Origin of the sequence: Acinetobacter lwoffii, assembly GCF_019048525.1 — a bacterium.
GTDB classification, from domain to species: domain Bacteria; phylum Pseudomonadota; class Gammaproteobacteria; order Pseudomonadales; family Moraxellaceae; genus Acinetobacter; species Acinetobacter lwoffii_K.
The window spans coordinates 1729178-1752200 of the sequence record NZ_CP077369.1 but is presented as its reverse complement, the minus strand read 5'-3'; the positions used below and the strand labels follow the sequence as shown (position 1 = coordinate 1752200).

Here is a 23023-nt window from a genome sequence, read left to right as displayed (position 1 = left end):
ATAGCTCTCTATCAGCATCTACAGGATCGCGTTTTATTGGCTAGCCTTTTGCCTGCACCAGTTTTAGTGATTCGTTCACCAACTGGACTCGACCTGTTAAAAATCCAGACCGTACTGCTGCAACTGGGCTATCAGCCAGATATGCTGCTGTATGCGGACAATATGTTGTCTGCACAGTCTATGATTACTGAACATCTGCCCAACCTGATTCTTTATCATGCAGCAACAACTTCAGAGATCAGTTTGATCCGTCAGCTGAAACAGCAAAGCCCAGATACACCTGTTATTGCCATATTCAATACGAATTCCACAGCACTCATTTATTCAGCCTTGTTGTCCGGCGCTGATAGCTATATACAGCATCATGATTCATTACCCCAGTTCGCTGAAAGTCTGAAAATTATCTTGCACGGTGGAGCCTACATTCATACTGAATTGGCAGACTATATCCTGCACCAGCCCAGCGCTAAAACCTGTCTCGACTTCGCTGAATTGCAGTTACTAAAAGTAATAAGTCAGTATACATTGCAGGCCGAACGACAAAACCAGCTCGAGATGAAGGACTATCAGATATATAGCCGAGTCAAACACATCTATCGAAAACTAGTCAGACTCAGCTTAAACAGCTAAATTCTATATTCGGAATAAAAAAGAGGCTGAATATTCAGCCTCTTTAAATGCCTAAACTTATTTAAACAGCTCTAACAGAATACGTTGTGCATTATGCGGTTTTTCACCTTCTTTTGGCTGTGCCCGCAGCCAGGTACCATCACCTTGCAATAACCAGGATTGCTGATTATCTTTCAGGTAATTCAACAGACCCTGTTGATAGATGCGTTTTTTCAAGGCTTCATCTTCGACCGGGAAACAGGCCTCGACCCGATTAAACAGGTTACGATCCATCCAGTCTGCACTTGAGCAGTAAATACGAGAATTGCCATTATTGCTGAAATAATACACGCGGGTATGTTCCAGAAAACGTCCAACAATTGAACGCACCCGAATGTTTTCCGACAGACCCGGCAACCCCGGACGCAAACTGCAAATCGAGCGAATAATCAGATCAATTTGTACCCCGGCTTGAGAGGCTTCATAGAGTTTGTTAATCAACTGCATTTCGGTCAGCGCATTGACTTTGACAATAATCTGCGCCGGTTTCCCTGCCTGAGCATAGGCAATTTCATTATCAATATAGTTCAGTAACTGGGCATGTAAGGTAAACGGCGCATGCAGCAGCTTTTTCAGCTTGGCCATTTTCCCCATACCGGTCAGTTCCTGAAAAATACGATGCACATCTTCACACAGATCTTTATCCGTCGTTAACAGGCCGTAATCGGTATAGATTCGCGCATTGCCGGCATGATAATTACCGGTGCCCAGATGCACATAGCGCACCAGTTTGTTATTTTCCCGGCGCACCACCAGAATCATCTTGGCGTGAGTCTTGTAACCGACAATACCGTAGACCACGACTGCTCCCGCTTCCTGCAAGACATTGGCCACTGCAATATTGGATTCTTCATCGAAACGCGCACGCAATTCAATCACTGCGGTGACTTCCTTGCCATTGCGGGCAGCCTCTGCCAACACTTGGACAATTTCAGAATCCGGTCCGCTACGATATAAGGTCTGTTTGATCGCCAACACTTGTGGATCACGTGCCGCTTCACGTAATAATGAAATGACCGGTGCAAAAGATTCAAACGGATGATGCAGCAAGATATCCTGTTTCTGCATTGCACTAAAAATATTTTCAGATTTTTTCAGTACTTTGGGAATAACCGGCGTATGCGAGTCATAGCGTAAATGTGGACGCTTAAAGTTAGACAGCAAACGTGCCAGATTGACCGGGCCTGCAACTTTATAAAGCTGATCTTCATCCAGATCAAATTCATTCAGCAGATATTCATAAATATGCTGTGGGCAGTTTTCCGTTACTTCCAGACGTACCGCACGACCAAACCGGCGTGAACTGAGTTCACCTTTGAGTGCCTTGGCCAGATCTTCCACATCTTCATTCAAGGCCAAATCGGCATTTCGGGTGACACGGAACTGATAACAGCCAGTCGCTGTCATCCCCGGGAACAGGTCAGAAACATGCTCATGAATAATCGCCGACAGCATTACATGATGTTCTTTTCCATCGGTCAGTTCATCCGGTAAACGTACCACGCGTGGTAGAGAACGCGGTGCAGGTACCACAGCCAGATCAATCTGACGGCCAAAAGCATCTTTCCCTTCCAGCGTGACAATAAAGTTCAGTGATTTATTCACCAGTCTCGGGAATGGATGTGCTGGGTCCAGGCTAATTGGAGTGAGAACCGGCGCCACCTGCTCCTGAAAATATTTTTTCACCCAGGCAGATTGTGCTGGGGTCAATTCACCACGGCGCAAGAAGCAAATATCTTCCTCACGCAGTTTTGGCAAAATTTCTTCATTTAAAATACGGTATTGACGTTCAATGGCAGCATGTGCAGTCTTAGAAATCTGTTCTAAAACCTGCTTTGGAGTCAAGCCATCTGGACTGCGGCTTTCATTATCCAGATCCAGCTGTTCCATCATCCCAGCAACCCGGATTTCAAAAAACTCATCCAGATTACGCGAGAAAATCAACAGGAAATTCATGCGTTCGAGCAATGGATGTAAAGGATCGACAGCCTGTTCCAGGACACGTAAATGGAAGTCTAGGATAGACAGTTCGCGATTAATATAACGATCATTATATGTATATTCGGGCTGTGCTGAAGTTGTGCTGGCTGCCGTATTCATATCAAACCTATGCGGATTTAAAATTGTGCTTATCGCTCCAAGTATGCTTCAAATTGATGACAATTTCATAAAAAAAAGCCCAAATAATTGGGCTTTCTCTTCAAATCATCAATTAGGGTAATTCTGCATAACGCATATAGCGTTGAATCATCCGTTTACGTGCATTTAATGCAGAGGAATTGCGATGATCCTGGAAATATTTCGGATTGGTCAAAATGGCAGCCAGAAAGATGGCCTGATCCCGGGTCAGGCTTTGCGCGGTTTTACCAAAATAATGTTTGGCCGCCGCTTCAACGCCGTAAATATTGTCTCCGAACTCGATCGAGTTTAAATAGACTTCCAGAATCCGTTCTTTCGACCACATGCGTTCCATCATCCAGGTCGCGACCGCCTCCTGACCTTTACGCACAAATGAACGCTTGTTGACGAGGAACAGGTTTTTCGCCAATTGCTGGGAGATTGTCGAACCACCGGCCACTACACGGCCCTGATTTCTGTTTTTATTCAGCGCAGTTTGAATTCCGTCCCAGTCAAAACCATGGTGATGAATAAATTTTCCATCTTCCGCAGTGACGATGGCACGTTTCAGATTCAGGCTGATTTCGTCATAGGGACGCCACTGATGCTGAATCGCTTTGGAAGGTTCTGTCCAGTAATCAATCCGCATCATCATGGTGGTGTTCACCGGATTGGTTCGCCACCAGGCCAGACTGGCAAAGATCCACAATTGAACCAGCAGAATCACACTGACGATGACGAGCATCGTGCGGATCAGAAAGGCTTTCATGTCAGTGCGTTACTCCTGAAAATTTAATTTTTCGTGTTAAGCTTATTCGAAATATACAATCACAGCAAAAAAATAGCATGTCTGAATACTCTCCCCCTGTCGAACATCGCAAACTTGAAATGCATCTCTGGTGGATCACCGCCATTTTAATCGGGATCAATGTTGGATTATTTGGCTGGCAAGCCATGCATGGCATGGATGTTAGCCAGCCGAGTACCCGAGACGCTATTCTCTGGGGTGCCGATTATGCACCTTTAACCTATTTAGCGGAACCCATGCGCTTGTTTAGCAGCATGTTTTTTCATTTTGGCCTGATTCACCTGATGTTGAATATGTGGGCCTTGTATATTTTTGGTAGTGTTGCCGAACAACTGTTTGGCCGGATGTATTTTATTGGCCTGTATGTGTGTGCCGGATTAATGGGCAGCCTGCTCAGTGGCTATATGAATATTCAAGACAGCTATAACCTGATTGAAGGCGGTGTGGCCAATCCCGATTTATTGCCTGCAGTCAGTGCCGGCGCATCCGGTGCCGTGATGGGACTCGGGGCTTCACTGACGGTGCTGGCCTTATTGCCGATGCTGCCACAGCAACGTTTTATCCTGGATAAAAAAACCCTGGTGATGGTGATGGGTCTAAACCTCGCGCTGGGCTTTATGATCAGCGGAATTAACAATGCCGCACATATTGGCGGCATGCTGATGGGGGCTTTTCTCACCTTGTTATGGTACATCGGTCAAAAAATGCAGCGTAGTCACCTGTTCAATCTGATTGCCTTGCTGATTGGTTTCGGCCTTTGTGTGCTGCTTTATCAACATAACTTGGCCTTGATTGAACCCATTCGCCCACTGTGGCAAGAGATTCTGGAAATGATGCAACAGCAACTAAAACTTTAACTCTCAGCCAGTTTAAAAATCACGGAGATGAATCTTATTGATTCATCTCACGCAAGCTTTGTAAGGGTGGAATCTCTGACAGATAACTCAGGCGATAACGGCCAATCAGCGCACATAAAGTGGTCATAAAGATCGGCAAGATAATCCAGATTTCCCAATGCGGCTGAATCATTAAATCCATTTTATAACTGGCAATCGCACTGATCACTTCGGCAAACAGGCAGGAAACTATTCCGGCAAACAGCCCAATAAAACCAATTTCCAGACTCATCATGGTTTTCAGTTTCTGCTTGGAACTACCGAATGATCGAAGCAAAGCCACTTCACGTTTGCGCTCATCCATCAACAGGTTCAGACAGGCCATCAGTACCAGAAAACCGGAAATGCTGACCAGTACTGCCAGAATGGTCACGATTTGCACCAGCACATTCACAATGCGTTTGATCTCTTCCAGAATCAGGCTGACATCAATAAACACCGTGTTGGAAAATTGCTGGATCACAGGGACCAGTTTGCCTTTATCTGTTTCCGGGACATAAAAACTGCCCAGATAACTGCCGGCATTGGCATCCATGCTATTCGGTGCAAAGATAAAGAAGAAATTCGGGCTAAAACTTTCCCATTCGACGGTTCTTAGATTAACGACTTTAGCTTCCAGTATCCCTTCTGGCAGACTGAAACTGAGTTTATCTCCGATCTTGATCCCTAGCTCTTCCGCAGTATTGGCTTCGACCGATACGGTGCCGACTTGTTTTAATACCGCGTCACCACTGACAATCACATTATCTTGTGGATAGCTATTTGACTGGGTCAGATTCAGTTCACGTCTTAAGGTATTGCTGCTTTTCACCAGTTCCTCGGCAAAAGGCTGATCATTTTTGGCGACCAGACGCCCACGGACATTTGGATACAGTGGCGTGCTTTTCCAGCCATTCTGCTCAAGTTGAGCTTTCAGGTCTGGCATATCAAAAGGCGGTAAACCATAAACAAACTGGTTCGGCGTACCTTCCGGTAACTGTTGCTGCCAGCGATCCAGCAGATCAGTACGCAAGACTGCCAATACTGTAATCAGGCTCAAGCCCAAGGCTAAAGCCGTAATCTGCAAAGCAGTCTGAGAAGGTGTGCGTACATAGGCTGACAGATTCAACTTCATATTCCGCAGCAGTTTCAACATCCCCCATACCGTCAGATACAGCACCGCACATAACACAATAATCGCGCCAATCACCCAGGCGGTCAGCAGCAAGTTTTCAGTCAAAATCACACTAAAAATAATCAGGCTGAGCGTTCCAGTCAGCAGCATCCACAGCATGGATTGCACTGATTTTTCCTGCTGGCGGATCACCCGAATTGGCGGGGTATTCAGCAATTGCAACAAGCTTGGCATGACAAAGCCGAGTAACACCACGGCACTGGTCAGCATCGCGACTGGCAATGGTCCGAGCAACATTGCCAGGGCTGAAAATTCAATCTGCAAATTTGGAATCAGCTGCAACATCAATTGCAACAGTCCATAACCCAGACTGATCCCGACCACGGTACCAATTAGCATCGCAATTAACAGCACCATCCCGAGTAAAGCCAGATAAGCCGACAGAATCTGCTGCTTGGTGGCACCGATACAACGCATCAAGGCAATATGATCCTGATTCTGCTGCACATAACGCTGTGCGGTTAAGGCTATGGCAATCCCGCATAATAGAATGGTCAGAATATTGGCCAGTTGCAGGAAAGTGTCCAGATTGGCGATTGGCTTCATCAAGCGGGTATTGCCTTCACTGGCATTGCGTAACCTGAGACTGCTTTGCTCCTCAAACTCCTGCCCTTGCACTTCCGCTGGCGTTTCAGCCGAGCCGTTTGCTGACTTGACCTGCTGCTTGAATAAGGCTTCATATTGGTGGGTATCGTCTGGACGGCCAGCCATGAGTAAGCGATATTCAATCCGGCTCCCTACCTGAATCGCATTGGTTCGTGCGACATCTGCCTGGGAAATAATTACGGTCGGCGAAAATCCGGAAAATCCAAGTTCCTGATTGGAGTCCTGTTCAATCTTGGCGGTGACTTTAAACGCCGCATCGGCAATATTGAGCTGATCCCCCAGTTTGACTTTGAGCAAATCCATGGCTCGTGGACTGAGCCAGATTTCACCAGACTGAATCGATTTTTTTGCCGGTTGCACCCGCAGTTCACCACGCAAAGGAAAAGCCTGATCTATGGCTTTGACATTGACCATCACAAACTGCGCATCGGTATAGGCCATACTGCTAAAGAAAGTGACTTCTGACTGCTTTAAATCCAGCTGCTTGGCCTGATCACGCCACTGCTTTGGCAAAGGCTCATTATCTGAAAGCACCAGATCACCAGCCAGCATTTCTGCTGCCTGTAAGGCGACTGCATTTTGGATTTGCTCGTTACTAAACTTGAGTGCAGTAGTCGCACTGATCGCCAGCGTTAAGGCAATAATCAGTAGATAAATCCCGGTCGTTTTAAAGCTTTGCGTCAGTAAAGGACGAAATAATGGATTCATTTCATCCTCCATTCGGATGTTCAATCAGCTCGCCATTCAGCAGTTCAAAATGCCGCTGACACTGCTGCGCCAATTTGCGGTCATGCGTGACCAGCACCAAAGTCGTCCCCAGTTCCCGATTCAGTTGAAAGAGTAGTTGTTCAATTTCTTTGGCAGTTTCGCCGTCGAGGTTACCCGTGGGTTCATCGGCAAAAATGATTTTTGGTTCACTAACCAGTGCACGAGCGATGGCTACACGTTGCTGCTCCCCCCCGGACAATACTTTTGGGGTTTGCTGCGCCTGTCGATCCAGCCCTACTTTATGCAGTAGTGCCAAGGCTTTTTGCTCGGCTTCTGCATATTTAAAATCGGGTTGCAGGCGCAGTGGCAGCATCACATTTTCAAGTGCAGTCAGATGCGGCAACAGCTGAAAAGACTGAAATACAAAGCCGATATTTTTCAAACGCACCAGTGCACGCTGTTCTTCATCCAGACTTGACACCAATTCACCACAGACCATAAGCTGACCTGAACTTGCCTGATCCAGTGTCGCTAGAATACCCAGTAATGTGGATTTTCCGGAACCGGAACGACCGGTAATAGCCACTTGTTCTCCGGCCTGAATATCCAGATCAAGATCCTCAAAAATGGTGAGTTGTTTTTGTGAAAGTTGTATCTTTTGTGTCAATTTCTGGGCAGAAATAATAGCCTGTGGCATGATGGTCGAATCGTTGCTGCTTTGAATCATACGTGTCCTATATGAAAGATCTTAATCAGAAAACTCGGCTATTGCCTTACTTTTTTGTGCTCAGTCTGTGCCTGTTACCTCTTGGGGTCTCAGCAAAGACGATTATGATTTTAGGTGATAGTTTAAGTGCAGGTTATGGTATCCAGCCCCAGCAAGGTTGGGTACATTTATTACAAAAGCGTTTAGAGCAACAGTATCCGAAACAGCATAAAGTGGTCAATGCAAGTGTCAGTGGCGAAACCACCAGCGGAGCACTGGCCAGACTGCCAAAATTGCTGCAGACGCATCGTCCAGACCTTGTGGTCATTGAGTTAGGTGGCAATGATGGCTTGCGTGGACAACCACCACAAATGATTCAAAAAAATTTAGCCAGTCTGATTCAGCAGAGCCAGAAAGCCAAGGCTAAGGTCATTGTATTTGGCATGAAAATGCCGCCTAATTACGGGCAGGCCTATAGCAAGGCTTTTGAAAATAATTATAAAGTGGTGAGTCAGCAATATAAGGTGAAGTTATTGCCTTTCTTTATGCAAGGTGTCGCCGGTAATAAAACCCTGATGCAAAAGGATCTGATTCACCCAAATGCCAAAGCACAGACGATCCTGTTAAATAATGCTTATCCATACATTAAAGGCGCTTTATAAAGCGCCTTTAACTTATTTTAGAATGTATTTAGATGAATCGTGATTAGAAATCAAAGAAGGTCACTTCACCAGTTTCCAGTGAATATTCAGCACCCACGACTTTTAATTTTCCTTGTCCAATCAGGTTTTCCAGAACGGCCGAACCATGACGCAACTGATTCACCGAAGCAAATACGTTGGAACGTACTGCATGCTTGGATAATTTTGCCAAGTCATTTTTCAGTTCAGTCTGCATTAAGGTTTCAACAGAAGGACGTACGCGGTTCACAATCGACATCAGGTTTGCCGATGGCGGGCAATCCGGACACATTAAAGTATCAATAGTGGCTTTAATCGCACCACAGTGACTGTGACCTAACACCACCACAATCGCGCAATCATAACGTGCCGCGGCAAATTCAACACTGCCGACCTGTGAAGGTGCAACAATATTACCTGCAACACGAATCACAAAAAGGTCACCGAGACCCTGATCAAAAACCATTTCGGCTGGAACGCGCGAATCTGAACATCCCAAGACAATCGCAAACGGATTCTGATCCTCTGCCATTTCTGCGCGCTGTTGGTGGCTAAGTTGTTTTGGATGCGTGGTATCGCCACTGACAAAACGTTGGTTACCCTGTCTAAGACGTTCTAAAGCTTCTTGAGCTGTGAGCATTCTTTTCTATCACCGATGGTTTTAGTTGCAATATCTTACTGCCAGTTTTTTTGAATGTCACTTGCAAAAAATCTTAGCTGATTAAATTTTTAGCATTTATCTAATTTCATTTCTGCAGGGAATTTATGCGTAATACATCACATTTTCCAGTCATTTAATGCAACCTAGCAAAAAACTAATGGGTGACAAGCGCAAAGATTGATTTAAAATAGAATGAAGAATAATGTTTTTATTTGAATGAAAATTGCAAATTTATAACATGGAAGTATTTTGATTGAGCAATTTGCTCACTGGGTTTGTTTTGGGGAATGGCCAATGAAGAAAATAATAAAATTGCGCTCGAAAATGATTTGTTCAGGCTTGGTTGCCTTAAGCATGGCATTACCGGGCCTGACACATGCTCAAATACTGTTTAGCCAGAAAAATGAAACATCTGCCAAAGTCTTGCAGCAGCATCTGTTGCAAGAACGCAGCCTTGCCGGTCTCAAATCCAAGACCCTCAAAATTGGCGAGGTCACCTGGAGCTATAGCGAAGGCGGTGCCAAGAACAAACCATCTATTCTACTGATTCATGGTCTGGCAGGCACGCGCGACAACTGGAACCAGGTCGCCCAGTTTCTGACGCCCTATTATCATGTCATTATTCCGGATCTGCCGAGCAACGGTGACACCAAAGTTCCGGACAATTTTGATGTTTCTGTGCCCAATGTGACCTCCCAATTACGTCTATTTATTGAAACCTTAAATGTGGACGAGAATTTACATATTGCTGGGCACTCTCTGGGTGGATCGATTGCTACGGTGTATGCTTCACAATATCCTTTCGATACGCAAAGTCTTTTTTTAATCAATAGTGCTGGTCTTTACAAAATGGGGAATACTCCCTATACCAAAGATCCTCAAGCCTTAAAAGACCTGATCGTCAGCAAACCCGGTGATCTGCAAGATGTTTCCAAACAGCTGATGCAGAATCCGCCAGTGATTCCTTATCAGTTACGGCATGCACAGGAAAAACTGTTGATTTCACGCGCTGAACAAACCAGCAAATCGATTGATCAGGTGGTGATGCTAAATCGGATTTATACACCGGAAACCTTTGCCCGCCTGATGCGTACGGTTGAAGCACCCACCTTGATTTTATGGGGCAGACAGGATCGGATCATTAATGTCGAAGTAGTCAAAGAGCTACATGCCCTGCTGAAACGTGCCGAGAAGCCAGTGATTTTAAATAATGTCGGGCATATGCCGATTCTTGAAGCAGAAAAACAGGTTGCACAACATTATTTGCCTTTTCTGGCCAAGACGCAGACCCTAAAAAACCCGCTTGCTGATAAACTCATTCCTTTAAATTAAGTTTCAGAGATGCTATGCAGAAACACCCGATGATTGAGCAGTTGATCGATGCTCAACTTGATTTTCTCGATCAGGCATTTTCTCAATCTGAAACGATTCAAAGCGAGTTTCATGCATTTTATTTGTGGCTACGTAAACAGACGCTGAAAGAGCTGTGGAGTTGTGAACTGATCAACCAGCTTTTACAAAAACAGATTCTGGGTACTGCCGCCAGCAGCTTTCTGATTGAACAGATTGCCGAGCATATCCGTTTTGCCCTGGTGCATCCGACCAATGATTCCACCACGATTGCCGATCTGATTCCAGTACTGACCGTAGACAAGATCGCCCAGTATGTGGCCAGTAAAAGTGGCCATCGGCAGCGTCTGATTAAAACCATAGTGAATAATCCGGCATTTTCCGCCATGATTACCCAATTGATCCAGCATTCCATTCAGGATTATCTGGATAACTCCATGATTGCCAAAAGCGTACCCGGGGTTTCCCGCTTTATGAAAATGGGCAAATCGGTACTGGAAAATGTTACCGATACCAACCTCGATAGCACCATTGCACGTTATCTGCAAAAGAACATTCTAAAGCTCAGCCAGATGAGTGAGCATGTGCTGAACCAGCATTTTGACGATGAAAAACTCTATCATTTTCAGGCCAATCTCTGGCATAAAATCAAAGACATGCCAGTATCGGTCTTGAAGAATTATATTGAGCTGCAGGACCTGAATCAGACGGTCGGCTTAGGTCATGATATCTGGGATCATATACGTCAGACAGACTATCTGCAGCAGCAAGTGCATGACGGAATTCATACCTGGTATGTCCGCAATCAGGAACATACCTTTGATCAGTTATTACGTGATCTGAATATTGATGAAGCGCTAATTCAGAATGAATTGCAGCAACTGCTCAGTCCGGTAATCCAGCAGATGGTTTCTCAAGGCCATTTACGTGAGCGTGCACGCAAATATCTGGAACAATTTTATTATCATGAAGATACTTTGAAAATTCTTAAGATTTAAATAAAAAAGCCGCTATAAAGCGGCTTTTTATATTTTCATTTTGTCCCGTCCTGAAATAAGTTTACACCTTAAGAGACTTATTTTATGGAACATAAACGAGAACAACGAGTTAAACGTACACAACGTGACTATAGCTTTGCCTTTAAAATGATGGTGGTACATGAAGTAGAAAAAGGGCAAATTACTTATAAGCAAGCTCAGGCAAAATATGGTATTCAAGGAAGATCAACTGTGCTGGTATGGTTACGCAAGCACGGACAACAGGACTGGACTTCGAATATGCCGACTTCTTCTAAACGCCAATTGACACCCCAACAACGAATCCGCCAATTAGAAAAGCAGTTAGCCGCAGAAAAGCTTAAAACTGAATTTATTCAGGATGTGATTTATCACATTGATAAAGAATGTGGGACTGATCTTGGAAAAAAGTATACCGAGCACGTTTCAAAGATTGGCAAAGCCAAAGAAGACTAAGCGTTTCACGTTATTGTCAGTGGTTGGGAATCACCCGACAAGCTTATTATCAAGCAGAAAAACGTGCTCAAATGACTGCACAAGCAACTGAACAAATACTTGAGTTGGTTATGGAATATCGCTGTCTCATGCCAAGTATCGGAACACGTAAGCTGTATTGGCTTATTAAAGGCAAATTGTTGCAACGTGGTTTAAAGTGTGGACGGGATCAGTTATTTAAAATATTGAAAGAAAATAACTTATTGATTCGCCCTAAGCGTCGCTATACAAAAACTACGGATAGCAAGCATTGGATGAAGAAGCATCCAAATTTATTAAAGGATTATTCAGCGGTGCAAGCCAATGAAGTCTTTGTTAGTGATATTACCTATGTTGAGAGTGCTGAAGGTGTGCATTATTTATCCTTGGTGACAGATGCTTATACCCGACAGATTAAAGGTTATAAGTTATCGAATGATATGCGTGCAGAGAATGTTGTGCAGGCACTACATATGGCGATGCAGCATGTGACAGATCGGGCAGCCAGGATGATTCACCATTCAGACAGAGGCTCTCAGTATTGCTCTGAGCTATATCAATCGGCATTGCGCCATTATGGGATATGTCCTTCCATGACAGATGGCAAGGACTGTTATCAGAATGCATTAGCAGAGCGAATTAATGGAATATTAAAGCAGGAGTTTTTAACCACGCGATGTCAAACCATGAAGGAGTTAGATCACTTAATTGCGGAATCTATCATGATTTACAATTGTTATAGACCGCATTTAAGTTTAAATATGAACACCCCGAATCAGATGTATGAGCAAACAAAAACCGAGCTAATTGCTTAACTCGGTTTGAAGTGGAATACTGTCAATCTATTTCAGGACAAGACATTTGCTTAGAATTTTGCATTCAGACTGATACCGTAACGACGACCATCCAATAGTTGATCACCATCAATATCTTCAGCTTTTTCATCCAGTAGGTTATAGACACCAAATTTACCTGTTAGATTCGGACTGAATTTATAGTTAAAGCCGACATCTACAAATTGGTAACCTGGGTTTGGCTGAGCCATAGATGTACGGCTCAAGTAAGCAGAGGTTTCAGAACGGTGGTGCAAGCGGCTCCATACATTGAGTGCATCATTTAGCTCATAATCCACACCAATATTAAACATGTGTTCTGGCATCTGGTTCAGTGGCTGGCCTTTAAAAGCACCCGATTTAAACTCTGAATCGGTATAGGTATAGTTAGCAGTCAATGTCGTGTAATCATTCAGACTGGCTTCTACCGTTGCTTCTACACCACGAATTTCTGCTTCATCCACGTTGATCCGTTCACTAATAAAGTAAAATGGAATATCTCCTTCGAAACATTTCCAATTCTGCCAATTATTGCGGTTTGTTGTGGTGCCATCAGTATCGGTTTCGCAGGCACGAACTTCTGTTATACGGTCTTCATATTTAGTGATAAAGCCAGTCAGCGATGTATTGATATAATCATTTTTCCAGTTGAAGCCCAGTTCAGTAGATAGACTCGATTCAGGTTCTAAATCCGGATTCGCACGAATGATGCCACGCCCTGTTGCTAAGGGTGAACCGCTACCACCGGTAACACTATAGAAACCTTCAGTGGCTGCACGAATATCAGGTTGTTTATAACCTGTAGCTACACCGCCTTTTACCACAAAATTATCATTTACAGCGTACACCCCATACAGACGTGGTGATAAATGACCACTATAGTTTTCATCATGGTCATAACGTAGGCCGGCTGTTAAATCGAAACGATCTGTCATGCTCCAGGTATCTTCCAAGAATGCTGCAGCAGACCATCGCGTCAATTCACTAAACTCAGGTGAATTCGGATTACGGTTAGTGGCTTTATCTTCGAGCTTTTCATCTTTAAAATATCCACCAAATGATAAAGTATGGTCACCCAATAACAAATTCCATTGACTGTTAGCAGTCCAGGTATCCAAGGTAATTCCTTTGGTACCCAGTTCCGTATTGCCTCGATCCGGATTTTTTGAATTTTCATATTGAATATATGATGAACTGTCTAAGTTATCGCTATAACGGCCATTATGGGTTAATGAATAAACATTACGATAATTGCGCGAAAACGAATCTGCAGCACCTTGAGCAGGTGCTACCGTTTCCCCTACAGACGTAGTTGATTCCTGCTGCACGAAATTAGCTTCAACTTGTACATCATGATCATCATTAATGGCATAAGTCAGGCGTGAATTTAAGCTTTCACGTTCCGTGCCACGAAAACCGCCAACATAACGGTCTTCATTACGTTCCTGCTTATTGACTGCCAGTTGCAAACCAAGCTTATCTGCAATTAAAGGACCAGCAAGATATGCAGAAGCATTTTTAATATCACCTGAACGGCTACTGTCCTGAATCGTGGTTCCCAATTCAACATTGCCAGACCATTCATCCGACACTTTTTTGGTAATAATATTCACTACACCGCCCATGGCATCTGTACCATAAAGTGTAGAAGCTGGACCACGGATCACTTCAATACGTTCAATTGCTGAAATAGGTGGCAGAATATTTTTCTCAAAACCTCCATCGTCTCCATTCGGATTGACATCCTTGCCGTACTGACGCTTACCATCGACCAGAAACAAAGTATAGTTTGAACTCATACCACGAATACTGATGGTCTGTGCAGAACCTGCACCTGAAACCACTACCCCGGGCGTATTACGCAGTACATCAGTAATGTCGTTATATTCACGTTTATCTAATTCTTCACGATCAATCACGGTAATGGAAGCTGGTGCTTTAGCCAAATCTTGCTCATAACCTGTTGCGGTCACCACAATCGTTTGCAATTTAGTCGCTTCCGCCTGTGGAACAACAGCTTCTACTGCAGATGTATTTCCCGCCATAGCTGTAAATACAGCAAATGCCAAAGTTGTTTTTAAGAATGGGTTATTCATACCTTGCGCGCCCCAATATTTATGAAGAGATCATGTTTATTCGGTTGCGAAGTGTAACAGCTTTTCAATTGAATGCAATTACTATTGATAATTATTATCATTAACATTCACTTGTTTTTAATCCAGAAATAAAAAAACCTCGAAATTTCGAGGTTTTTAAAATGCGATAAATAAACTGTTATATAGAACAGCTTATTTCATATACGCACCTTCAGACTGACTATGATCCGTTTCATCAACGACATGCATTAACTCTGGTACATGTTGTTTTAATGTGGTTTCAACACCTTGTTTCAAAGTGATATCAATCGCTGAACAGCCCTGGCAACCACCACCAAATTTAAGTACAGCGGTTAAACCTTTTTCAGGGTCTTCTTTAACTTCAACCAGTGCACAGTTACCGCCATGGCCTGCCAGACCCGGGTTAATTTCAGACTGTAATACATAGGTAATACGCTCTTCTACTGATGCATCTGGACCTACGCGTGGCACTTTGGAGTTCGGTGCACGGAAAGTCAACTGACCGCCAAAACGGTCTTTGTTGTAATCAATCACGGCATCGAGTAAATACGGAATTGATGGCGAGTCGATAAAAGCAGGGAAATCAGGATATTCCTGCTTATAATCTGTCGGTACAACTTCATCAGGTGCACTATAGGCCATGCAACATTCAGCGCGAGGAGTACCCGGATGCTCTACAAAAACACGCACACCAATACCCGGGGTGTTCTGTTTATCCAGTAGATCCTTTAAATACTCTTGTGCTGTTGGTGTAATCAATAAGTTGGGAATTTCACCAACAACTGGAGTGCTGCTGTTCTCAGTCGACATAACAATAATTTCCTCAAGCTCAAGCGGCCATTTTAACTGAAGATGCGGGGTAATTTTTAAAAATCAACTAAAATTGTCGGATTTATTATAAAAGTACAACTTTAGCTCCATTTTAATGGCATGATAATTGGCAAATAGGCACCATTAGAATCATTTATATGCTTGATTTACCTTTTAATCATACCGTTACTATTATTCTGATCACCTGTATTGTGTCATTTATTGCTTTCTCCAAAGAGACGGTGATGAATCGCCTGATTTTCTGGCCACCGGCACTGCAACGTGGACAATATGATCGCTTTATTACTCATGGCTTTATCCATGCGGATGGGGCACATCTGCTGTTCAACATGATTACCCTGTTCTTTTTTGGCAGCGTGATTGAAAGCTTTTATCGTCAATACCTATATGACCTGGGTTTTATCCTGTTTTACCTCGGTGGCCTGATCGCAGCGATTCTACCCAGTTACCTGAAGCATAAAAATGATGCCCGCTGGGCTAGTCTCGGCGCTTCCGGTGCAGTGTCGGCTGTACTGTTTGCCTATATCCTGTTTGAACCTTGGAAATTAATTTTTGTGTTCTTCATTCCGGTTCCTGCCATTATTTTTGCTGTGCTGTATGTAGCCTATAGCATCTGGTCAGGCAAAAAAGGCAATAGCAACATTAATCATAGCGCGCATTTATGGGGAGCGGCTTACGGGGTGGTCATGACGATTATTCTGGAGCCACGCCTGATTCCGCATTTCCTGAATAAACTGATGCAGGTTCCGTTTTAATCAGTTTTTTAAATACTGAAGGAATAAAGCTACATATGAGTTAAGCCTCATATTTCTGCTGAAAACGAATAAGAGAGCTGCTGCTCCCTTATTCGTTTGAAACATCTCGTAATATATTAGAAAGTGATGATGTCACTTAATGCCAATCTTGGACTGAATTTTGCAGCGATAATGTATACATCTGTATATTAATTACTGTCATTCTCGAGATATTTTGCATGTCCACTACACCAGACGGTCTTCAATTTCCTCTTCAGTCTCAGCAACAAAAACCAAGTAGCTCCAAAGCAGGACGCGCGATCATCGCAGCCGCCTTAGCCAATGTCGCCCCTCTCAGTTCGCAACAGGCACAATCAGAAAAAAACTGGCGCAAAAAATATACCGTGCATTTTAAGCAACTGGTCGAACAGGGACTGAGTTCTCCTGAAGCCAGCTTGAAAATTGCCGAAGATGGATTAGCAAAGGCCCATCAGACTTTTGAATTTTATCGTGATGGTCAAAAGTATGTATTGCAAGATGCCTTAACTCTGCCCGCTGAACAACTACATACATTCAAACTCACAGGTAGCAGTAAAGCTGTACCAGAATGGTATGTGCCTTACCACGGTCAAAAGCTGCAAGGTGATGCCTTATTGGAGCAGATTGAGCGCTGGGAAAGCCAAGGCATCGTGGAAACCAGTCATGCCAATGCCCTGCGTGAATGTGTGGTACATCCTGAATGGTTTGACTTGTCAGATCGGACGGCGGTGCTGTTTGGTGCCGCATCTGAAGCCGGCCCTTTGACCTGGCTGACGAAATGGAAAGCCAACATTGTGGCGATTGATCTGCCAAACACCCGGGTATGGAGCAAGATTATCGATACCATTAGCCAAGGCAATGCCACACTGTATGCACCTTGTATTGAAGACTTACCTGCTGATACTTCACTTGACATTTTAAAAGAAAAACTGGGCGCAAATTTGCTCACCCAGATTCCTGAAATTGCCACATGGCTATTACAGTTTGAGCAGGACCTAGATCTGGCTGCAATTGCTTATCTGGATGGTGAAAAGCATGTCCGCGTCTCCATGACCATGGATGCCATCATGCACTATGTTAGTCAGCAAAAAGCCAATACCAGTCTGATGTACATGTGTACGCCGACCGATGTTTATGCGGTGCCGAGTGAAGTAATCGAAGCCTCTAAAGTAAAATATACTGAACGCTCTAAGGTACAGACGATCCTTTCTAAAGGGGTTTCAGCTTTAAGCCGCAAACACTTTTTCCAGAAAAATGCGCATGAACTGATTCAGTCTGGTGATCAGGCGTATGGTATTTGTGACTGTCTGGTGGTTGAACAAGGCCCGAACTATGCGCTGGCAAAACGCATTCAGCAATGGCGTGCTACCTTAGCTCGTGCTCAAGGTCAGCGGGTCAGCATCAATATTGCCCCTTCTACTACGACCTATTCCGTGACCAAAAATCCGCTATTAAAAGCAGCGTTCAACGGCGCCAGCCTGTTTGATGTTGAAGCCTTTGCACCTGAAACCACCAATGCAATTATGGCTGCACTGTGGATTCATGACCTTCGCAATCCAGAATCGGTGGCCAATCCTGAAGTGAAGCTGAACCATCCGCTTGAATTAATGATGCATGGCGCGAATCATGGTGGTTTGTGGCGAGTGGCCTATCTGGCACGTACCGCACTACCTTTTGCTGCACTATATGGTTTTGCGACAGAGAAGTTGCCAAAAGGATTATTGAGTAAGTTGAAGAAGTAATTTTTTTATTATCTTCATCCAATTTTTCCATAAGAAAGGTAATCGTTATTTTTAAAGTTCTCCCCTCGTTGCGTAGCAGTGCTGCTCATCCCTAAAGCAGAGAGAACTTTAATTGAAAATGGGCGTTCCCTCTCCTTCTAGGCATAGGTATCTACACAATTCCTGAACTTTGCGTTAAATTGAAGAGCATGCTCTTCAATTTAACATCTCTGGCCTGGATCAGCGTCTTGTCAAGCGCTATAACAGCCTTGTAAAGCTCAATATGAACCCTCTTGCTTCACTTGCTCCGGCAATCAAAGACCTGGCTTCTGCCCAAAAGTCGAGTTTCGCAACCACACAAGCGGTCTGGCGATTCCTGAATAATGACAAAATCTCTTTTAGTCAGTTAAACCAGCCAATTGAACATCTTGCATGTGAACAGATCAAGGCATCACCGCATCAATATGCATTGATTGTTCATGACTGGTCTCAGCTACAGTATGTGAAACACCATCATAAAATTCAGCGCCTGCAAAGAACCCATCAATATGATTCAGGCTATGAATTGCAAAGCAGTCTGCTGGTTGATGCAGCCTCGGGACTACCTATTGCGCCACTGGCGCAGACACTATCAGATGCCTCAGGCTGCTATTCCACATTCAGTCAACACTCTGCTGGGCGCAAATCTCATCTAGATTCACTTACCGAACAAATCAAAGTGATTGAACAATATCCCATTGAGAAAACATGTGTTCATATCATTGATCGTGAAGGTGACTCCATTGCCCACCTAAGGGAAATGAGCAGCCAGGGTTTTAAATGGCTGATTCGGGCGAAAGAAGGCCATCGAATTGAGCATCAGGGCAAAACATGCAAAGTTGCAGAAGCCGCAGAACGAGTAGAAACGCAGCAGGTCCAGCCGATTGCCTATAAAGGAAACCGGCATATGTTGCATGTGGGAGAAACTGCTATCCGGATAACACGTGCAGCAAAACCGAAGAGAAATGACGATTCAGGCCAACGGGTTGCTCCCCAGCCAGGGAGTGCGATTGAAGCCAGATTAATTGTTGCCGTAGTGAAAGATGATCAGGATAAGACCGTCGCAAGATGGTCACTAATCAGCAATGTTCCATCAGAGATTACTACGGTAGAGATGACGACCTGGTATTACTGGCGCTGGACAATTGAATGCTATTTCAAGCTGCTCAAGCAGGCAGGTCATGATATTGAAGCATGGCTTCAGACCAGACCTGAAGCCATTTTAAGGCGGTTACTGATTAGCTGTATGGCTTGTGTTTTAACTTGGCGAATCCAGCGTTCTGAAGATGAACACCATCAGAAAATTCGTGTATTTCTCACCCGTCTTTCAGGTCGGCAGCAGAAAAGAGGTAGGTTGGAAAGTGCACCTGCCTTATTGGCAGGGCTTTCGATTTTACTGAACACTCTTCAACTGCTCTCGGAATATTCAATAGATGAACTCAATGAGATAGCCACAATGGCATTAGGTATCTCATAGATGTGTAGATACCTATGCCTTCTAGGAGAGGGTTAAGGAGAGGTTAATTTGGGCTTTCAATCATTCAAATTCTTATGAATGTGCTTTGGGCAGATTTAAGTTGATCTATTTTATAGCTTCTTTTTTTCTTTACTTTTGAAAGATCAAAAGTAACAAAAATCTTTTGTTAAGCTGATGATATGTCCGGCAGAGTAAAACTTGAAGTGCGACATAAACCACCTAATTAATTTAAAGGGTTTATGGAGTATATAAAATTGTCATACCATCATCTTAACTTTGAAGATCGTACTGCATTAATGCTTGAGTCAAGAAAAGAAGGCTTTTCAGCCAGAAAATTTGCTGAACTCATTAAAAGACATCCTAGTACGATCTATCGTGAGCTTAAAAGAAATAGCATCAATGACGTTTATCAAGCTCAATATGCTTCTGATAACACCTTCGCTAGACGTAGACGTGGTCACAGAAAACTCAAAATCGATTCAATCCTCTGGAAATTTATTGTTGAAGCGATCCGTTGTTTATGGTCTCCTCAGCAAATAGCAAAGCGTTTAAAGACATTTCCTGATTTGGATCAAACAATGAATGTAAGCCATACAACGATTTATTCAACGATACGAGCATTACCAAAGGGTGAGTTGAAAAAAGACTTATTATCCTGTCTGCGTCATGAAAATAAAAAGCGAAAAGCTAACGGTGAACCTAAAAAAGATTCTATATTACAGGATATTAAAACTATTCATGAGCGCCCAGCCGAAGTTCAAGAAAGAAAAATACCGGGTCATTGGGAAGCTGATTTAATTAAAGGTAAAGACAATAAAAGTTCGATAGCAACACTTATTGAACGAAATACACGGCTCTGTATCTTGGCAACATTACCTGATGCAAAGGCAGAATCAGTGCGCAAGGCTTTAACTGAAGCTCTGAAATATTTACCTGCAGAACTGCGTAAAACGTTGACCTATGACCGTGGACGCGAGATGGCAGAACATAAAATACTTGAAGAAGATTTAGGCATAGATGTATATTTCTGTGACCCACATTCACCCTGGCAAAAAGGCACATGCGAAAATATGAATGGTTTAATTAGGCAATATTTACCTAAAGGGATTGATTTAAATCAGGCAGATCAGCATTATTTAAATCAAGTTGCCATGTCACTGAATACTCGTCCTAGAAAAGCGTTAGATTGGCTTACACCATTAGAGAAATTTGCTCAGCTTGTTGATTATCATAAGACTTTTCAAACTGTCGCACCTCATGTTTGAATTCGCCTCCCTATATCACAGCCTAACGGCGACATCCCTGTCGCCTTAATCGTAATTTAGATTCCTCTTTTACATCCTTAATTTTTCTTCCACCCATAAAAAAACGCTGCCAAAGCAGCGTTTTTACCTTAAAAAGTCCTAGAAGACTTTAAGAAGCAACCAGTACAAAGTACCTGACAAACAGATCGTTGCTGGTAAAGTAAAGATCCAGGCAGACAGAATAGTTTTCACCATCTGGAAGTTCAGACCTGACTTGTTCGCCACCATGGTACCTGCTACTGCAGAGTTCAATACATGGGTGGTTGATACCGGCATACCAAAGCCATCTGCCGCTGCAATAGTTGACATTGCCACAAGTTCGGCAGACATACCCTGACCATAAGTCATATGCTGTTTACCAATACGCTCACCAACCGTCACGACAATACGCTTCCAGCCGACCATCGTACCCAGACCAAGTGCCAAGGCTGTCGCCACTTTTACCCAGGTCGGGATGTATTGCAGGAATGAATCCAGATTGTCACGGTATTCATCCACTGTTTTTTCCTGCGCAGCACTCATTGCCGGTAAAGCTTCTGCTTTATCCAGACGCTTAAATGCTGTAGTGCTCAGATACATGTCATTACGGAATTCAGATACTTGAGCTTCAGGAACATCCTTAATGCTGGTATAGCTACCGACTTTCTCACCCAGATGATCCGTCAAGCTTGCCAATGCAGGCACGACTTCAGGGGTAATTTCCTTGGTCTGAATGTACTTGGTGATCACATCACGAGCTTGTTCATCCGGAATATCCTGATGATTTGGATAGATCACATCCGCTGTTTGTGCAGATAACTGACCAAAAGACTGAATATGTTGTACATCCAGATTTTTGTTCAGCGAGTACGCCAACGGCACACAGCCGATCAGGATTAACATGATCAGACCCATACCTTTTTGACCGTCATTTGAACCATGGGCAAAGCTCACCCCAGTACAGGTAAAGATCAGCATGGCACGAATCAATGGTGGTGGTGGCTTGTTACCTTCAGGTGGCTGAAACAGTTCCAGTTGACGCTTGAAGATTTTTTTCACCAGCAGGAACACAATCGCAGCAAATGCAAAACCGATTAAAGGCGAGAATAACAGCGCCTTACCGACTTTCATCACCTGCTCCATGTCTATACCTGAAGCGCCAGTACCGGCATTCAGAATATAGTTCATGATGCCCACACCCAGAATCGAACCGATCAGGGTATGTGAACTGGATGCTGGAATACCGAGGAACCAGGTTCCCAGATTCCAGAGAATAGCCGCGATCAGCATGGCAAAGACCATGGCAAAGCCTGCTCCGGAGCCGACATTCATGATCAGCTCGACCGGCAATAACGCAATAATGCCGTAAGCGACCGCACCACTGGCCACCATAACCCCAAGGAAGTTACAGAAGCCGGCCCACATCACTGCGACAGGAGCTGAAAGTGCATTGGTATAAATGACTGTGGCCACAGCATTGGCGGTATCGTGAAAGCCATTGACGAACTCAAAGCTCAACGCAATAAAAAGTGCCGTCGCTAACAAAATAACTGAATACAAGCCCAAGGCCGGTACATGCGCTAAATCTGCAGACAACTGGAAGCCGATATAAATCAGCGTAGTGATAATAAGAGTCAGGAACACCGGCATAAAGAATTTCGGTGTTGGCACATGAACATTGGTCGACTTTTGGGAAGCCGACCCGTGTGCTGAATCTACGGGAGTTTGATTAGGATTCATGCAAGCAGGAATAGAGGATTCAAGAATCCCCATATTGTTCAGTTAAATTGTGACAATTATATGACAAACTGCTGTCATATGAAGCAATTATTTGGATTTTCTTGCTGCTATTCGTCCTGTTTAATTCCGACTAAAACACTAGATTTTGATTTTATAAATCAATTACTTAAGAGAGTATTCCAGCTTATTTAAGCTTAGCAACCGCACATATTTTGCTACCAAAACGATTCATGCCCTACCTGTCATCAAGCAGAGCAAAAGTTTCATTTGCACAGCATAAGCCATCAATATGACAATTTCATGAATGAAAGCATCAGCTTAATTTTCTGATCCTGTTTCTTGT

Annotated in this window: 18 protein-coding genes; 10 read left to right on the top strand and 8 right to left on the bottom strand. The window is 43.8% G+C overall.

Annotation, left to right across the window (positions count from 1 at the left end; translation table 11 throughout):
- The first annotated feature begins 36 nt into the window (after positions 1 to 36).
- Complete coding sequence (locus tag I6L24_RS08090; protein ID WP_004730291.1) at positions 37 to 630, top strand: response regulator transcription factor; 594 nt, start codon at positions 37 to 39, stop codon at positions 628 to 630.
- A 57-nt stretch (positions 631 to 687) separates the two neighbouring features.
- Here I6L24_RS08090 and ppk1 read toward each other — a convergent pair whose 3' ends face one another.
- Entirely contained in the window at positions 688 to 2769 is a 2082-nt protein-coding gene (gene ppk1, locus I6L24_RS08085; RefSeq protein ID WP_004730294.1) for a polyphosphate kinase 1, read from the bottom strand.
- 112 nt (positions 2770 to 2881) lie between these two features.
- The gene (gene mtgA, locus I6L24_RS08080; protein ID WP_004279409.1) at positions 2882 to 3556 is read right to left on the bottom strand and encodes a monofunctional biosynthetic peptidoglycan transglycosylase; all 675 of its coding nucleotides are present in this window, start codon (positions 3554 to 3556) and stop codon (positions 2882 to 2884) included.
- Between the two features lie 77 nt (positions 3557 to 3633).
- On the opposite strand from mtgA, the gene I6L24_RS08075 reads away from it, so the two are divergent.
- Positions 3634 to 4452 carry a rhomboid family intramembrane serine protease gene (locus I6L24_RS08075; protein WP_004730296.1) on the top strand — a complete coding sequence of 273 codons (819 nt, stop codon included), beginning with the start codon at positions 3634 to 3636 and terminating at the stop codon, positions 4450 to 4452.
- 34 nt (positions 4453 to 4486) lie between these two features.
- Here the strand turns inward: I6L24_RS08075 and I6L24_RS08070 are convergent, their stop codons facing one another.
- Both I6L24_RS08070 and I6L24_RS08065 read right to left on the bottom strand, forming a co-directional pair.
- Complete coding sequence (locus I6L24_RS08070) at positions 4487 to 6979, bottom strand: ABC transporter permease (protein ID WP_004730298.1); 2493 nt, start codon at positions 6977 to 6979, stop codon at positions 4487 to 4489.
- 1 nt (position 6980) lies between these two features.
- Positions 6981 to 7706 (bottom strand): ABC transporter ATP-binding protein, encoded by a 726-nt coding sequence (locus I6L24_RS08065; protein ID WP_004730300.1) that lies wholly within the window; start codon positions 7704 to 7706, stop codon positions 6981 to 6983.
- An 11-nt stretch (positions 7707 to 7717) separates the two neighbouring features.
- On the opposite strand from I6L24_RS08065, the gene I6L24_RS08060 reads away from it, so the two are divergent.
- Positions 7718 to 8347, top strand: coding sequence for an arylesterase (locus I6L24_RS08060; protein WP_004730301.1), 630 nt, complete (start codon positions 7718 to 7720; stop codon positions 8345 to 8347).
- A gap of 43 nt (positions 8348 to 8390) precedes the next feature.
- Here I6L24_RS08060 and I6L24_RS08055 read toward each other — a convergent pair whose 3' ends face one another.
- Complete coding sequence (locus tag I6L24_RS08055; protein WP_004646264.1) at positions 8391 to 9005, bottom strand: carbonic anhydrase; 615 nt, start codon at positions 9003 to 9005, stop codon at positions 8391 to 8393.
- A gap of 315 nt (positions 9006 to 9320) precedes the next feature.
- Between I6L24_RS08055 and I6L24_RS08050 the strand changes: the two genes are divergently transcribed.
- The 3 genes from I6L24_RS08050 to I6L24_RS08040 all read left to right on the top strand — a co-directional run bounded on the left by I6L24_RS08050 (position 9321) and on the right by I6L24_RS08040 (position 12681).
- Entirely contained in the window at positions 9321 to 10358 is a 1038-nt protein-coding gene (locus I6L24_RS08050; RefSeq protein ID WP_216985891.1) for an alpha/beta fold hydrolase, read from the top strand.
- Positions 10359 to 10372: 14 nt separating this feature from the next.
- Positions 10373 to 11374 carry a hypothetical protein gene (locus tag I6L24_RS08045; RefSeq protein WP_004730306.1) on the top strand — a complete coding sequence of 334 codons (1002 nt, stop codon included), beginning with the start codon at positions 10373 to 10375 and terminating at the stop codon, positions 11372 to 11374.
- A gap of 84 nt (positions 11375 to 11458) precedes the next feature.
- Positions 11459 to 12681, top strand: a protein-coding gene (locus I6L24_RS08040) for an IS3 family transposase (RefSeq protein WP_148335412.1) whose coding sequence is annotated in 2 segments (ribosomal slippage) — positions 11459 to 11795 and positions 11795 to 12681 — 1224 coding nt in all. Because the reading frame shifts where the segments join, the coding sequence is not laid out codon by codon here.
- A 50-nt stretch (positions 12682 to 12731) separates the two neighbouring features.
- Here the strand turns inward: I6L24_RS08040 and I6L24_RS08035 are convergent.
- Positions 12732 to 14795: a TonB-dependent receptor domain-containing protein gene (locus tag I6L24_RS08035; protein WP_004730308.1), complete on the bottom strand. Its 2064-nt coding sequence runs from the start codon at positions 14793 to 14795 to the stop codon at positions 12732 to 12734.
- A gap of 192 nt (positions 14796 to 14987) precedes the next feature.
- Complete coding sequence (gene nfuA / locus I6L24_RS08030; RefSeq protein WP_004279400.1) at positions 14988 to 15626, bottom strand: Fe-S biogenesis protein NfuA; 639 nt, start codon at positions 15624 to 15626, stop codon at positions 14988 to 14990.
- A gap of 158 nt (positions 15627 to 15784) precedes the next feature.
- Between nfuA and I6L24_RS08025 the strand changes: the two genes are divergently transcribed.
- From I6L24_RS08025 to I6L24_RS08010, 4 genes are all read left to right on the top strand, one after another.
- Positions 15785 to 16402, top strand: a complete 618-nt coding sequence (locus I6L24_RS08025) for a rhomboid family intramembrane serine protease (protein ID WP_004646259.1) — start codon at positions 15785 to 15787, stop codon at positions 16400 to 16402.
- A gap of 218 nt (positions 16403 to 16620) precedes the next feature.
- Positions 16621 to 18162 carry a hypothetical protein gene (locus I6L24_RS08020; protein WP_004730310.1) on the top strand — a complete coding sequence of 514 codons (1542 nt, stop codon included), beginning with the start codon at positions 16621 to 16623 and terminating at the stop codon, positions 18160 to 18162.
- A gap of 262 nt (positions 18163 to 18424) precedes the next feature.
- Positions 18425 to 19657: a transposase gene (locus I6L24_RS08015; protein ID WP_004730312.1), complete on the top strand. Its 1233-nt coding sequence runs from the start codon at positions 18425 to 18427 to the stop codon at positions 19655 to 19657.
- 239 nt (positions 19658 to 19896) lie between these two features.
- Entirely contained in the window at positions 19897 to 20922 is a 1026-nt protein-coding gene (locus I6L24_RS08010) for an IS30-like element ISAba125 family transposase (protein WP_005100823.1), read from the top strand.
- A gap of 138 nt (positions 20923 to 21060) precedes the next feature.
- Here I6L24_RS08010 and I6L24_RS08005 read toward each other — a convergent pair whose 3' ends face one another.
- Positions 21061 to 22680, bottom strand: a complete 1620-nt coding sequence (locus tag I6L24_RS08005) for an inorganic phosphate transporter (RefSeq protein WP_034435995.1) — start codon at positions 22678 to 22680, stop codon at positions 21061 to 21063.
- Between the last annotated feature and the right edge of the window lie 343 nt (positions 22681 to 23023).